We start from the raw sequence: 13,798 nt of genomic DNA on the forward strand, positions 1-13,798 counted from the left end.
GTTTTTATTAATAATGCAATAATATTACATTATTGTACAATACACTTGTTTTCTATTTTTCTTTTTTTGATATTTGTAAGTAAAATGCAATAAACACAAAAAGAGATGATACAAGAGCTAAGAATAAAGAATTTCCTATCGTTTAAAGACGAGGTTCTATTCAGTTTTGAGGCTACAGCAGATAAAACTCTTGAAGATTATTACGTAGCAGAACAGGCAGATGGAACACGCCTTTTGAAAATGGCAATGATATATGGGGCAAATGCTTCCGGGAAAAGTAATTTGATTAATGCTTTTCAGTTTCTTAATGATTTTACCCATAGCATCAAGGAAGAGAAAAGCTCAGGAACACCTTTTGTTCCCTTTATGTTTGATGAAACCAGAAATGAACCTGGAGAATTTGAATTGGTTTTTTATGCCAACGACATAAAACACAAATATCAATTACTTATAAATGAAAGTGTTGTTCTTGAGGAGAAACTATCTTTTTACCCAGGTACACAACCTGCTATTCTTTTCAACAGAATCTACGATGAAGAAAAGAAGATATCGGTAATAGAATTTGGATCTAAGATTAAAATATCGGAACAAGCAGTAGAGGCTATTCAGCTTAAAACATTAAAAAACAGCTCAGCTATTGCTGCTTACCGACAAGTTAATATTTCTATTCCTGAATTAGAACTGGTTAATGATTGGCTTGAAAATCAATATCTGGATTCTATCAATCCATATACAGACTTAACTGACTTTTCTGATGATGCAGTTAAGAATGATGAAAATGTTAAAGCTCATACATTAAAGTTTTTAAAAGAAGCAGACTTTAATATTACTGATGTATTTTTTAAGGATAGATTAAGAAAGGTACCCGATATTATTTTAGAAGCATTAGATAATGCCCCATTTTCAGAAGAAGAAAAGGCTAAGATCCGCAAGGAAAAAGCTATTCATTATGACGAGACCTTGTTTACACATAGGGTAGTAAGAGGAGAAAAGGAAGAGTATTATTCCCTACCAGATTCAAGACAATCAAAAGGTACTCTAAGGTATTATGGTCTTTCTGCTCCATTTTACCATACTATCGAAAATAATGCTTTTATGCCGATAGATGAAATCGGCTCGGCTTTGCATCCATTGTTAGTAATACATTTCTTGAAAGAGTTTTTAAACCGATCAGGTAAAGCTCAATTATTATTTACAACACATAACATGTCGCTCCTAAACGAAAAAGACATATTAAGAAAGGATGCTATCTGGTTTACTGAGAAACTAGAAAATGGGTCATCGGATCTGTTCTCATTGTCAGATTTCAATTTTAGAAAAGAGCTATCCTATTTCAACGCCTACAAAATAGGCAAGTTTGGAGGAGTACCTGAATTATAATACTATGGGAAGGATTAGAAGAGAGAGACGTTTTAATTTAAAATATGCCGTTCTTGGAGAGGGCATAACGGAGCAGTGGTATTTAAGTCATTTAAAAAAACATAAAGGGTATCGCTTTAGCATTCGACCTTCGTTGTTTGCAGATATTGGAATAGAAAATGCTGAAGGGATAATAGATGAACTCCTTTCCGGAGGTTGCGACCACATTACTTTCCTTACAGATTATGACACCATAGTCAATCAAGGTAAAAAGGTAGAATTCGAAAGGTTTGTGTCTAAGTATAAAGATGTTGAAGAAGTGCTCATCTGTGATAGTATGCCAAGTATAGAATACTGGTTTTTATTACACTTCAATTACACAACAAAGGAGTTTGTTAACTGCGATGAAGTTGTTAAAGATCTAAAGACACATATAGTAGATTATTCAAAGAAGAAAACATTTCTTAAAAAAGATAAGTGGTTCAAACAGCTTATTAATGAAGAAGGTTTGAATAATGCTATTGGCAATGCTTCTAAAGGATTAAAGAAATATAACAAAGGGGGTGTTGGAGAGTATTTCCCTTTTTCTAAGATGCACCTGGCTATTGAGGAGTTTGAAAAACAAATCGAATAGCCAAAAAGCAAAATGTGTAAAGCAGAATTTGAAATGGAATCAATAGAAGAAAACGTTGGGCAAGAGACTAGAGAACGAGGTCGAGTAGGTGGGAAAAAGAATGTGTTATCTAAAGTTGCTTAACAAAAGCAGAAGTCATTTACTTAATGCAATAGAGGTAATAATGAATAAAGAGGTAATATTAAAAACTAATCAATGAAAAAAATAGATTTACACATACATACTGTTTCGACAATTAGTGATTCTTATTTTGAATTTGATATACTTAAGCTTAAAGAGTATGTACAAAAACTATCGCTTGATTGTATTGCCATTACAAATCATAACGTATTTGCCTAGAGCAATTTTTCTTAATAAAAGAAGAATTAGATATAACAGTTCTTCCCGGTGTTGAAATAAATTTAGAAGGAGGACATCTTTTACTAATTTCAGATATAGATGATGCATCGGACTTGAATAATAAGTGTACTTATCTTAGTAATCATATAAAATCGGATAAGGATTTCATTTCCATAACAACGTTTAAAGAATTATTTCCAAATTTTAAAAGGGGATATATTAGGCTTTACCTGTAAATTGATTTAATGAATAATTATTCAGTTATAAATGAATAATATACAAAAGCCATGTCGCTAAAAGATGTGGCTTTTGCTTTTTTATAGTTCATATTTAAAATTCAGGGAATGATTTTAACTCAAAAACATTCCATAACTATACTTCGAGTTGGTTCAAATATATTTTTATCTTTAATCAATTAAAACCTTTAAACATGAAGCAAATACTAACTATCCTTGTTTTTACAGTATTATTCACTCCGAAACTTTTATTTTCCCAGGATGCACCTAAAAAAGCAAATGGAATTATTGTAAAAACAGATAAATCCCATCTTGATTTATATAAGTCAACACTACCTTTTCTAGTTGACGAAGGTTATGAGTTTCAGTTGCTAGAAAAAGATGCTGGTATAATACAAACAAAACCTCATAGCATCAACGGGGGGCAGATAAAACTCATGTGCTCCATCAGACAGAAAGATTCCACAACAATAATAAAGATTACAGGACTTTGTACAATTGGCACCATATCGCTTGGAGGTATTTCCGACGACTCATGGAGCAAAGTTACTAATAGAGGAATGAAAGGTTCTTTGTTTAAAAATGCTTGGATTCATATGGAAAGCATTGCAAAAAAAATAGATGGAACTATTGAATATCAGATCAAGTAAATATTCACCTTAGTTCCACAAAACGCATATGAGAGATAACTAAATTATCTTGACGGATTGAAAGAACTATTAGTTATTTTTATAGTGTCAGACGTTTATAATCTAATGATAAATAGACTTTATACATGAAATATCGTGTGGAAATATAATAGAAATTATAAATCAGATTAAAATTCATGCATGAATACTCTGAAGATACTTTTTATATTCTTAAGCCTAACTATAACAAATTATTGTTATTCACAGGTTGTAATAATCATATGGGGATCAGACGCATTAGGACCAAACTCTATGGAACAAGCCATTAATGACCTAGATAGCGTTTATTTTCAAAAACAATTTGAAGAGCTGAACCCTGTTAGTGAAAGTGAGTTCATTGAACAACACGAATTTGAAGTAGGTAGATATATTCGAAGAAAGTGGGGAGTTCTTGGAGGGCCTTCTTTATTCGAGAAGATTCCTCAAGATTCTATCCACAGCCCCAGGTTTCTTACCCATTTAGTACTCAGTTCATTCTATCGAAATTTTTATGGTAACAAACTAGGGAGTCAAGTATCTCTACAAGAAATTGAATCAGTTCCGAGACGAAAGAAGTATCAGATGCGGTTTAAGATTAGAGACGGTATCAATGTACCAAACGCTAAATTTAGAATCACTCAAATATTTATCAAAGATCACCTCAATACTAGTTTAGGAACCTTATATCCAACAGGGAAAAAAGTTGGTGATTTGGTAGTGAAGAAACCTTTAAAAGCATATTTAGATGAGTTGTTGATTCAAAAGTTTTCAAAGACGACTAACCTAGATATCACAATCACAGTTAGAGACTTTTACTCGGAGATTGCTGCAAGAACTTGGGGCACTGAAATGGCAGTTTATTTATCTATTAACATATCGTCATCTGAGATTACAAGGAGCTACAATTTAACTGAGTTTTATGAACCCAAAGCGGTTTATACTGGTACTAACGTTAATAAAGCTTTTGAAGACTTGATTGAAAAAGCTCTAATTGAGTTTAACAAAGACCTAAGGTAAAAAAGTCTCAGCAATCGCAGAACCATGAGGGTCAAGACTTAGTTACAGTAAAAGAGAATATTTACTAATCGGAAATTTTGAACAGCGTTACCTAAGCCACCAGAGGCTTTCGGTTAGGTAAAAGAAATTTTGAACAGCGTTAATTGAAATAAGAAAGGTCGAGACTTACTTACTAAATAAGTCAACATAGAGGTAAATGCATATAAAGAATTAACGATTTAACGAATTCGTTAATTAACGAAAACAAACGCCCAATAGGAAAACAAGCAAAAGATAAGATTTTAGTCAAATTGGGTGTTTTTGTCAGTCAAAGCTTAAATATCCGATATAAATTAAAGTCCCATAAAACGCAGGTTATATAGAACTTGTGGTCCATAGAAAAGCATTTTTCTATCAGTCTTAGATAAATTGTTTACTTTTTTGTAGCAACGCCAATTGGCTGATGGCTATAATTCCTTATCCAGCTCCATCGGATCCCAAAAGTGCTTTTTAAAATCTTTGACTTTATCGTCAACTACTATTATACCTTCGCTTTCCAAAAGTTCCTGCATGACATTATCCCCGCGAAAAGCAGCTTTACCCGTTAACATACCGTTTCTGTTTAAAACCCGATGCGCGGGAATATACTCACCACTCGAACCGCAATTATTTAAAGCCCACCCCACTATTCTGCTGGCACGGGCTGTACCCAGATACCTGGCAATCGCTCCATACGAAGTTACCCTACCATGTGGGATAAGCTTAACCACTTGAAATACCTGTTGATAAAAATCCGCTTCCATGAAAATATAATTAAATCAACAATTATGATCTAGTATTTTCCGGCATTTTAGCACCCCGATTATAACTTCGGTATTCATCAAACTCAATTTCAATATCCGGTTCTATCAATTCAACATCTTGAGGAATGGTGAATTTGATATATTTGATTGGAATGCCTTGTTCGTAGAATTGTGATTCGTAATATGTTTTAATAGCTAAAACCTTATCTACCACTTGGCTATTGTATAAATCGAATGTATTTATTGCCGTGGGTAGTTTGTTTTCCTTAACCACTGCATCGGTATAGGTATATAAAAAGTTACTGTCCGTTTTTAAATGCAGAATTCCGTCCGGCTTTAATATTTTGCGATAAAAATCGAGGAAACGGGTTGATGTTAACCGTTTTCTGGTTTTTTTCATTTGTGGATCGGGAAAAGTAATCCAAACCTCATCTACTTCCCCTTCTGCAAAAAAAGATGTTATTAATTCAATCTTTGCACGAATAAAGGCTACGTTGTTCATTTCCTTTTGCAAAGCCTGGGTGGCACCCGTATAGATCCTGGCCCCTTTAATATCCATACCTATGAAATTCTTTTCGGGATACAATTCTCCCAGCCCAACGGTATATTCACCTTTACCGCAACCTAACTCCAAAACCAATGGATTCTCATTCTTGAAGAATTCTTGCTTCCACTTGCCTTTCATGTGGAAGTCTTCTCTGGTAGGCTCATCAAACGAAGCCTGAAAAACATGATGATAAGTCTCCAATTTGGCAAACTTATATAACTTATTTTTACCCACTGTTATTTATTCTACTGTCAGCAGCTCACGGTCAGCAGTTCGCTATCATTCAGCCAAAGGACCGAGGAATGCCAACTGTTGACTGCCGACTTTAATTCGCTTCTATTATTTTAATTCCAACACTAGTAATACCCGTCAGCAACGTGTCCCGCATTCCCTGAACCACATAATATTTGTATGTACCTTTTTCAGGAAATCGAATATTTAGTTTATAGGGGTGTACACTTTTGAAAGCATCACTTCCCCAATTGCTCTTACCGAACCAGTCTCCGGTATCATTTGCCAATCTGCAATCTAAAGTATCGCGTTGCACGTAACCTCCGGGAGAAACGGCATCCACAAAAAACCAAATATTATTATAACTGTATGTATCTGTATTTTCAACCTCCAATAGTAGGTGGCAGGTCTCTTCCAGGTTTGCCACCTCACTCCTGAAAACGGCTACTGTATCTTTATGCCAGCCATTTTGAGGCACCTCCACAGCACCTTTGTAAACCACAATGGGACCGCAGGCAACCAGAACAACAGCCAAGACGAAAACACAAACGATTACAAAAACTCTATTTTTTAGCATTACCTCCCGAATTACCTCTGTTTGTTGGTTTTCTTCTTCTTTTTTTCCGGTTTCTGTTTCCGCTTTGTTTTTTGGGATCATCGAAACGCGATATACTATCCTCCCCAACCACATTCTGATAATCCAGTGCTACGGCTTCATGTTTGGCAACCGCTTTTTCATCTACCAACACGGCTGCTTTTTTACCAGTACGGTTTAGTCGAATCACCTCTTTAACCCGATCCACAGACAATTCTACTAAATTTGCCGGGATATGTTTATCGGTGGAATAGGTCATAGCCCGCTTAAATATATCCGTTTTAAAATGGTAGTAAGTATTATCCTGTGTTTCAAGTGGCACATTTGTTTTCGGGAAATCTTTCTGTGCATCGATATAGGCATCCAACTCAAAATTCAAGCAGCACTTTAGCTTACCGCATTGGCCTGCCAATTTCTGCGGGTTTAGCGAAATCTCCTGATAACGAGCTGCATTTGTTGTTACGGAGACAAAGTTGGTAATCCACGAAGAACAACAAAGCTCACGGCCGCAAGGCCCGATACCGCCTATCCTTCCGGCTTCCTGACGTGCGCCAATTTGCCTCATCTCAATCCTCACCTTAAACCTATCGGCCAGCACCTTGATTAACTGACGGAAATCTACCCGTTCGTCGGCTATATAATAAAATATCGCTTTAGTTTTGTCGCCCTGATATTCAACATCACCAATTTTCATATTCAGATTCAGATCCAAAGAAATCCTGCGGCTTTCGATCATGGTTTCATGCTCCAGCTTTTTGGCCTCTTCCCATTTCTCAAAATCAATGGGTTTTGCATGTCGGTATACACGCTTAAAATCGTAATCCTTAATGTTCAAACGATTCTTCTTCATCTGCATCACGGCAATTTCACCTGTACAGGAAACTGTTCCAATATCGTGACCCGGCGATGCTTCTACCGCAACTACATCGCCTTTGGCCAATCGCAGTCCGTTGGTATTTTTAAAGTAACTTTTTCGGGTATTCTTAAATTGAATTTCAACTATATCTGAAACGTTGCAACTTTCGGGTATATCGGCCAACCAATCAAACACATCGAGTTTGCCGCACCGGTCAGAGCAACTACTGCACTTTGACTGTACTTCTTCCATTATTTACTTTTTATAAGGCCTAAGCCTTGAATATATATTAATTACCGGAAAGTTCATCATCTGTTACGACGAATCCCTTTGGTACTCTTTGCTTTGCATGCTCAAAAATAGAACATCACCTAATTTCCTTCTTTTATAGAAATAATCAGTTTCAATCCTAAATCGAACAACACGACTTTGCTGTTTCCGTTTTGTCCGATGTGCGAATCGGCCAAGGCAAAATCCCCGGCTATGGTCATCGCATTTTTATCGTTGATGAAAGGCGAAAACTTTTTTGACCACTCCATTTGCTTTGGCGTGAGATAAACAATATCGCCCTGTTTAAAGTTCATGATATAATTTTCGCGAATCATATTAATGGCGTAATTTAAAAAATTACGCTGCATTTCTCTTGGGTGACGGCTCATTTCTTCGACCCACTTTAATAAATCACCCACTTTTCGAGCATAGCTATGTCGCATCATCTGAATAAACCGATCAAAGAAGAACTCGTTCTCTTCACTCATCCTCACCTGCTCCTCCCCAAAAATCAGATTACCGTTGGCCACTTTAGCGGCTCCCTCGGCTTCATCCCCGCTTATGTTGAATCGTTCAATAAGATGTCCTTCGATTTCCTTTTGCGAATAGGCCGGTATTTTTAACTGCTGGGTACGAGACAAAATGGTAGATATCATTTCGTCAGGATTATTTGACACTAGTATAAACACTGTGCTTTGCGAAGGCTCCTCTAGAATCTTGAGTAATTTATTGGCCGTTGACTCGTTCATCTTCTCGGGCATCCATATGATCATCACCTTATGCTTACCTTCAAAAGTTTTAAGGCTCAGTTTTTTTATAATCTCCGAACTCTCCGATGTAAAGATAGCTCCCTGTTTATTGTCTCCTTCTTTACGTATTTGCCCCAGCCATGTTGTCAGACTAAAGTACGGCGTTTCGTTGACCAAAGCCCGCCACTCCGAAATAAAGTTATCGCTAACCGGACTGCTTGTTGTATTGCTTTTGATAACGGGAAATACAAAATGCAAATCGGGATGTACTAACTTGGCATACTTCTTACAGGAAGTACATTCGCCGCACGAGTCGCTCTCATTTGGATTTAAACAATTTAGATATTGCGCAAAGGCTATGGCCATAGCGAGCTTTCCATTTCCTTCCGGCCCGGTAAAAAGCAATGCATGACTAACACGGTTATCATTAACCATGCGCACTAACCTGGATTTAATATCCTCCTGACCTACCACTTGTTTAAACAACATGAATATTCTGCGTTAATTTTGCAATCTGCCAAAGATAACAATTTCGGGAAAAGAATTGAAGCGAAGCCTCAAAGAACTAAGAACGCAACCACCAAATAGTTTTCTCCCTGAATGATGGTTTCAGGTAAATTGCCCTCAAAACATAAATGTCATCAAAACAGGAATAGCTGGTCAATTAAATCCGTGCAGAACTTAAAACAATTACTGTGAACCGGTTTTTATTGGCAATGTTAGAATCCATCGACCCAATTATGCGATGTGTTACTCTGATTTTTATTCTTTTTTCAAGTACATTTGTAACCTAAAACAAAACAATTAAATGGGAACATTTCTTTTCGATAAAATAATATTCGGCCCTGTTCAAAGCCGACGACTCGGCATTTCGTTAGGTATTAACCTACTCCCGGTAAATAAAAAAATTTGCACTTTCGACTGCATTTATTGCGAGTGTGGTTTTAACGGTGACAATGCATCGGCGACAACCCAAATGCCATCGCGCTTACAGGTAAAAACCGAGCTTGAAACAGTACTGAAACAAATGCAAAGCAAAGGGCAGGCTCCCCATGTAATTACATTTGCAGGAAACGGTGAACCAACCATTCACAAGGATTTTGAAGGTATTATTAATGACACCATTGTACTACGCAATGCTTATTTTCCTGAAGCCAGAATTGCCGTTTTATCCAATGCTACATTAATTCATAAAACCAGTGTTTATGATGCGCTAATAAAAGTTGACGATAATATACTCAAGCTTGATTCCGGGCTGGAGGAAACTATTCAGGTATTGGATCAGCCCAACCCCGGATTTTCGTTAAACGAATTGATTGACAACCTGATGAAATTCAATGGACAACTGATCATTCAAACTATGTTTGTTAGGGGCACGTATAAAGGCAACCAAATAGACAACACCACTGATGCTGATATCGATTCATGGCTTAAACTGGTAAAAAAAGCATCACCAAAAAGTGTTATGATATATACGATTGAAAGGGATACACCAGTTGATGGCTTGGTTAAAATACCTTTGGTTGAGCTAAAGAAAATTGCCCGCAGAGTGGAAGATATGGGGATTTCAACTCAAGTTTCGGGATAATTGTGTAACCCGCCAACATATTTAGTTTGCCCTTTAAATTGGGGCCTGGGACATGCCAGTAGAATGATTCCCATTGTTCATGATTTATTGCAAAAAAGCAATAAAGTGATTCTTGGTGGAGATGGGGATGCCCTTCAACTTATTTCCGACGAATTTCCCGAGCTCGATACTATTCGGATTCCGGATATTCAGGTTCGCTTCTCCAAAAACAAAATGACCTTAAACCTGATTCGACTAATTCCTAAAATTCTTATATCATCCGTAAGAGAACATTATTTTTTAAAAAAGCTTGCGAACACCAATACAATAGATGTTATTATTTCGGACAACAGATACGGTTTGTGGAATAAGAATATTAAATCCATCTTGGTGACCCACCAACTTATGGTAAAGCTCCCTGCACCTTTTAGTTTGTTAGAGGGCATGTTACATCAAGTGATAAAATTGATCATCAACCTATTCAACGAATGCTGGATACCTGATTATGCTGATCATGGGATAGCTTTAAGCGGTGATTTGAGTCATAAGCATAACGTTACGTTCCCGTCCAAATTCATAGGGCCCTTAAGCAGGTTCAGTTGTATAAACGAGCTGGCCACTGAATATATTTACGATATAGTGGCAGTGCTTTCCGGCCCGGAACCAACGCGTACACAACTTGAGGAAGAATTAAAAAAAATACTTCTTGCAACTGAACGTGCTGCAATTATCATCCAGGGGAAACCCAGGGAAGAAGCAATTTTAAAGCAACACAAAAATTTACATGTTATCCCCCACCTACGGGCATCGCAATTAAAATACGTCTTGTTAAAATCCAAGCTATGCCTTTGCAGGTCGGGCTATAGCTCCATAATGGACATCGCATACCTAAACCTGAATGCCATTTTAATTCCAACACCAGGCCAAACCGAGCAGGAATATCTGGCCCATCATCTAAAAGACCGTTTCAAGGTTGTTCCTCAAAAAAAAATCGGCTCCCATCTGCTTGGTATGATTGGCAAATCGTTTGGTGCAAACAAATAACAAATGTTAAACCAGCTTTAACTGTAACTTTTCAATCGTTAGTTTCGTTTCAGATGATGTTAGTCAATAATAAATAACATTTAACCACCAAACTGGTACAAGCAATCAGTTGAGACCGGAGAGGACATTTAATTCAATACTAAAGAAATGATTTATATAGTTATCGCATTGGTAATCGTAATTGCTAGCACGATTGTACTAACCCAAAAATCTATAATAAGGGTGATCGCCGAGAAAAGAGCTCTTCCTATAATTGAAGACATTTTATTTCCGCAGGGCGAACAAAATAAAGCACAAATTATCCAAGATATTCACCAGCTAACCAACAATAGGCTTAGCGACGAATTAGTAATGGATTACTTTTACAAGATTAAGGGATTGCAGGTTTTAAATATAAACCGCCCTATGAATTTTTGGGTAAAGATGTATTTAACAACACCTACAAAGGTAAAATTAAATTATTTTGAGCAAGTAAAGTTTTACGAAACATTTTTAAACTACCCAAAGATCCATAGCGACATAGGCAGCGATAATCGTGTAAATCCAGGGAATCAAATTGAGAAGAAAATAAAAGCCCAACTTGTTGGTAAGCTTATCCCACAAAAATTCGCATAATTCTAGAACTAAATACATACACAATTAAGGACCTAACCAGAGATTTCTGGTTGGGTTTTTATTTATCCCAGGTTTATATCTGCTGCCTTTCAACCCGCAATATGCATTAGAAATTCTATTACACCTTGAAATTACTTTAAAACAAGACACTTCGTTGCATCACTTCAACTCACCAGAACGATGCTCCCGAAAGTAATCGGGACAAGTGATGCCACGTTTCAGTAATGCCTTGTTTTATTGCACTTGCAATGCTCATGACGAACCCCCAATACATAATCCGGGTTCAACTAACTATATCGGAATAACAAAATAAAAAAAAGATCCCCCAATTTCGGACAATACCCTAATGTCGAAAAATGCGAAAAGGCAAAATATAGCAGTGAGGCAAAAACGATACTCTGTGAACAATAACAGATTCCGTAAATCTTTTTTGATCCTAAATGCTTCAGCATCTCTAAATGCAAGCGAAAACCAATGCATATTCTGTTTGATACATTAAAAATTGACGTTATATTGCCGGCATAAATCTAGATTTAACGTGAAACAGTTATTTAAGCATACGCCACCGGTACAACAACTTCTTTTATTGGTTATTGTAACGTTTTCTTGCTGGTTTGTGATATCTTTTGCCGGCACAATTGTTGCCATGCTTTTTTGGGGACATGAAGCCATTACAAATACGAGTGAATTACTCAACAACATAGCTTTTCTAAAGTACTTTCAGGTAGTTCAAAGTATTGGGCTATTTATTATTCCCCCAATATTGTTCGAATTTCTTACATGCGGCAATATAGCACTTAATCACTTCCGCAAAATCAGGATTTCATACACGCTCTTGGCTTTGGCCATTCTTGCCGTTATTGCAGCGCAACCTTTCATCAGCCTATTAGGTGTATTTAATAATGGAATTGAATTTCCAGACTTTTTTGTGCATATTGAAGAGTGGATGCGAGACAAAGAAGCAGATGCCCAAAGAGCGACAGAAGTATTTCTTTCTGCTTCGGACTGGCCCCATACCCTATTAAACGCAATAATTATAGCCGTCATTCCTGCTATCGGGGAAGAATTAATGTTTAGAGGTTCTCTTCAACGTGTTTTTCAAACCATATTTAAAAACAAACATCTGGCAGTAATCATTACCGCCGTGCTATTCAGCGCTATTCATGTTCAGTTTTTTGGATTTCTGCCCCGTTTTGTGCTTGGAGTTATTTTTGGTTACCTGATGGTATACGGAAAAAATATCTGGCTTCCTATAATTGCACATTTCACCAATAATTTTATGGCTTTTATTATATATCAGAGTTATACAAACGATAACATAACCAAATCCAACCCGCTTGATGCAGGACATGAATATCCTGATATAATTTGGGTAATATTCAGCCTATTGGGAACAATAGCGATTCTATACCTGTGCCATTGGATAGTTGAAAAAAAACACACCAGCAACAGCTCTGCCAACTTATTCTGAGGTAGATTTTTCGTCCTTGCGGTGCATATAAACCACCCCGTATTCAGCACAAGCGCTCCGTTTCTCGTCACCTGGCAAATGCTGATAGTTTTCCTCAATCCCATTCCATATGTTTACTATCAGGCTATCTATCCTATCTCGCATCTCAAGTACCTTCCGGTGCATTTTATGTGTAGTGTTTTGCAGGTTTTTATGGGTATTATAATACTCCAAATATTTTTCGAACTTGATTTTTACCATGGCGATGGATGGATTGTATATCCTTGATCCTCCTGTCATCATTCTTCGCTCCTCGCCTTCCAAGACTTTCTTGCCCCATTTTATTAAAAGCTGCTCGGTACCGAGGTCAGGAACTGATTTGTCATCCACATCCAACCCGAAAAGCTTCCTGGCGTCCGGTTTAATCTCCTTGCGTATGATACAAAAATTCAACACCTGAATAAAATGTGAAACATAAATTCGGGCTTCCTTAAATTGGTCGGTCAATAGCTTGCCATATTTTGCCTGACGATCCTTACTAAAACTGTACTGGGAAACCGCTTGTTCAAATTGAGGCAAAACACCCTGAATATTGTGATATAATTGTTGGGAATATGCCAAATCGTAGGGATAGTTTTGCCTGCCTTTTTCTAAAGCAGCTTTTAATGCACGTAACCGAGCCTGGTCAGTATTGGGCAATCGTCTGTAGGGCATCAATAAAAGTTTTTTGGTGAAGCATTCGCATCTAAATTAAAAAAAATTATAAGTAACTACAAACCAACTGTTAACATTCTTTCAGTATATCCAATGATTTTATTTTCAATCCATTCACTATCTTT

The 13,798-nt window shown here is 36.8% G+C and carries 15 protein-coding genes; 9 read left to right on the forward strand and 6 right to left on the reverse strand.

The annotated features are described in order from the left end of the window. Positions 1 to 105: 105 nt before the first annotated feature. The 5 genes from ACRD64_RS13965 (at position 106) to ACRD64_RS13985 (ending at position 4,253) form a co-directional block, all read left to right on the forward strand. Positions 106 to 1,380, forward strand: a complete 1,275-nt coding sequence (locus ACRD64_RS13965; protein WP_430934021.1) for an AAA family ATPase — start codon at positions 106 to 108, stop codon at positions 1,378 to 1,380. 4 nt (positions 1,381 to 1,384) lie between these two features. After that, entirely contained in the window at positions 1,385 to 1,993 is a 609-nt protein-coding gene (locus ACRD64_RS13970) for an RloB domain-containing protein (protein WP_430934022.1), read from the forward strand. A 195-nt stretch (positions 1,994 to 2,188) separates the two neighbouring features. After that, positions 2,189 to 2,332, forward strand: coding sequence for a hypothetical protein (locus ACRD64_RS13975; RefSeq protein WP_430934024.1), 144 nt, complete (start codon positions 2,189 to 2,191; stop codon positions 2,330 to 2,332). A 430-nt stretch (positions 2,333 to 2,762) separates the two neighbouring features. Beyond that, positions 2,763 to 3,218, forward strand: a complete 456-nt coding sequence (locus ACRD64_RS13980; RefSeq protein WP_430934025.1) for a hypothetical protein — start codon at positions 2,763 to 2,765, stop codon at positions 3,216 to 3,218. Positions 3,219 to 3,509: 291 nt separating this feature from the next. Further along, complete coding sequence (locus tag ACRD64_RS13985) at positions 3,510 to 4,253, forward strand: DUF6794 domain-containing protein (RefSeq protein ID WP_430934026.1); 744 nt, start codon at positions 3,510 to 3,512, stop codon at positions 4,251 to 4,253. Between the two features lie 446 nt (positions 4,254 to 4,699). Here the strand turns inward: ACRD64_RS13985 and ACRD64_RS13990 are convergent, their stop codons facing one another. The 5 genes from ACRD64_RS13990 to ACRD64_RS14010 all read right to left on the reverse strand — a co-directional run bounded on the left by ACRD64_RS13990 (position 4,700) and on the right by ACRD64_RS14010 (position 8,772). After that, positions 4,700 to 5,035 carry an MGMT family protein gene (locus ACRD64_RS13990; protein WP_430934027.1) on the reverse strand — a complete coding sequence of 112 codons (336 nt, stop codon included), beginning with the start codon at positions 5,033 to 5,035 and terminating at the stop codon, positions 4,700 to 4,702. A 22-nt stretch (positions 5,036 to 5,057) separates the two neighbouring features. After that, positions 5,058 to 5,816, reverse strand: coding sequence for a tRNA (guanosine(46)-N7)-methyltransferase TrmB (gene trmB / locus ACRD64_RS13995; RefSeq protein ID WP_430934028.1), 759 nt, complete (start codon positions 5,814 to 5,816; stop codon positions 5,058 to 5,060). Between the two features lie 91 nt (positions 5,817 to 5,907). Continuing rightward, positions 5,908 to 6,390, reverse strand: coding sequence for a gliding motility lipoprotein GldH (locus ACRD64_RS14000; RefSeq protein WP_430934030.1), 483 nt, complete (start codon positions 6,388 to 6,390; stop codon positions 5,908 to 5,910). Next, positions 6,377 to 7,516: a PSP1 domain-containing protein gene (locus ACRD64_RS14005; protein WP_430934031.1), complete on the reverse strand. Its 1,140-nt coding sequence runs from the start codon at positions 7,514 to 7,516 to the stop codon at positions 6,377 to 6,379. The genes ACRD64_RS14000 and ACRD64_RS14005 overlap by 14 nt, the downstream gene beginning before the upstream one ends. Positions 7,517 to 7,635: 119 nt before the next feature. Continuing rightward, positions 7,636 to 8,772: an ATP-binding protein gene (locus tag ACRD64_RS14010; RefSeq protein WP_430934032.1), complete on the reverse strand. Its 1,137-nt coding sequence runs from the start codon at positions 8,770 to 8,772 to the stop codon at positions 7,636 to 7,638. Positions 8,773 to 9,091: 319 nt separating this feature from the next. On the opposite strand from ACRD64_RS14010, the gene ACRD64_RS14015 reads away from it, so the two are divergent. From ACRD64_RS14015 to ACRD64_RS14030, 4 genes are all read left to right on the forward strand, one after another. After that, positions 9,092 to 9,871: a radical SAM protein gene (locus ACRD64_RS14015; RefSeq protein ID WP_430934033.1), complete on the forward strand. Its 780-nt coding sequence runs from the start codon at positions 9,092 to 9,094 to the stop codon at positions 9,869 to 9,871. 63 nt (positions 9,872 to 9,934) lie between these two features. After that, positions 9,935 to 10,894, forward strand: a complete 960-nt coding sequence (locus ACRD64_RS14020) for a glycosyltransferase (protein WP_430934034.1) — start codon at positions 9,935 to 9,937, stop codon at positions 10,892 to 10,894. 147 nt (positions 10,895 to 11,041) lie between these two features. Then, the gene (locus tag ACRD64_RS14025; RefSeq protein WP_430934035.1) at positions 11,042 to 11,509 is read left to right on the forward strand and encodes a hypothetical protein; all 468 of its coding nucleotides are present in this window, start codon (positions 11,042 to 11,044) and stop codon (positions 11,507 to 11,509) included. Positions 11,510 to 12,047: 538 nt separating this feature from the next. Further along, the gene (locus ACRD64_RS14030; protein WP_430934036.1) at positions 12,048 to 12,980 is read left to right on the forward strand and encodes a lysostaphin resistance A-like protein; all 933 of its coding nucleotides are present in this window, start codon (positions 12,048 to 12,050) and stop codon (positions 12,978 to 12,980) included. Here ACRD64_RS14030 and ACRD64_RS14035 read toward each other — a convergent pair. Further along, positions 12,972 to 13,673, reverse strand: a complete 702-nt coding sequence (locus tag ACRD64_RS14035; protein WP_430934037.1) for a hypothetical protein — start codon at positions 13,671 to 13,673, stop codon at positions 12,972 to 12,974. The two genes, ACRD64_RS14030 and ACRD64_RS14035, sit on opposite strands and share 9 nt — an antisense overlap. Positions 13,674 to 13,798 lie beyond the last annotated feature (125 nt).

It is taken from the genome of Saccharicrinis sp. 156 (genome assembly GCF_050589685.1).
Lineage (GTDB): Bacteria > Bacteroidota > Bacteroidia > Bacteroidales > Marinilabiliaceae > Saccharicrinis.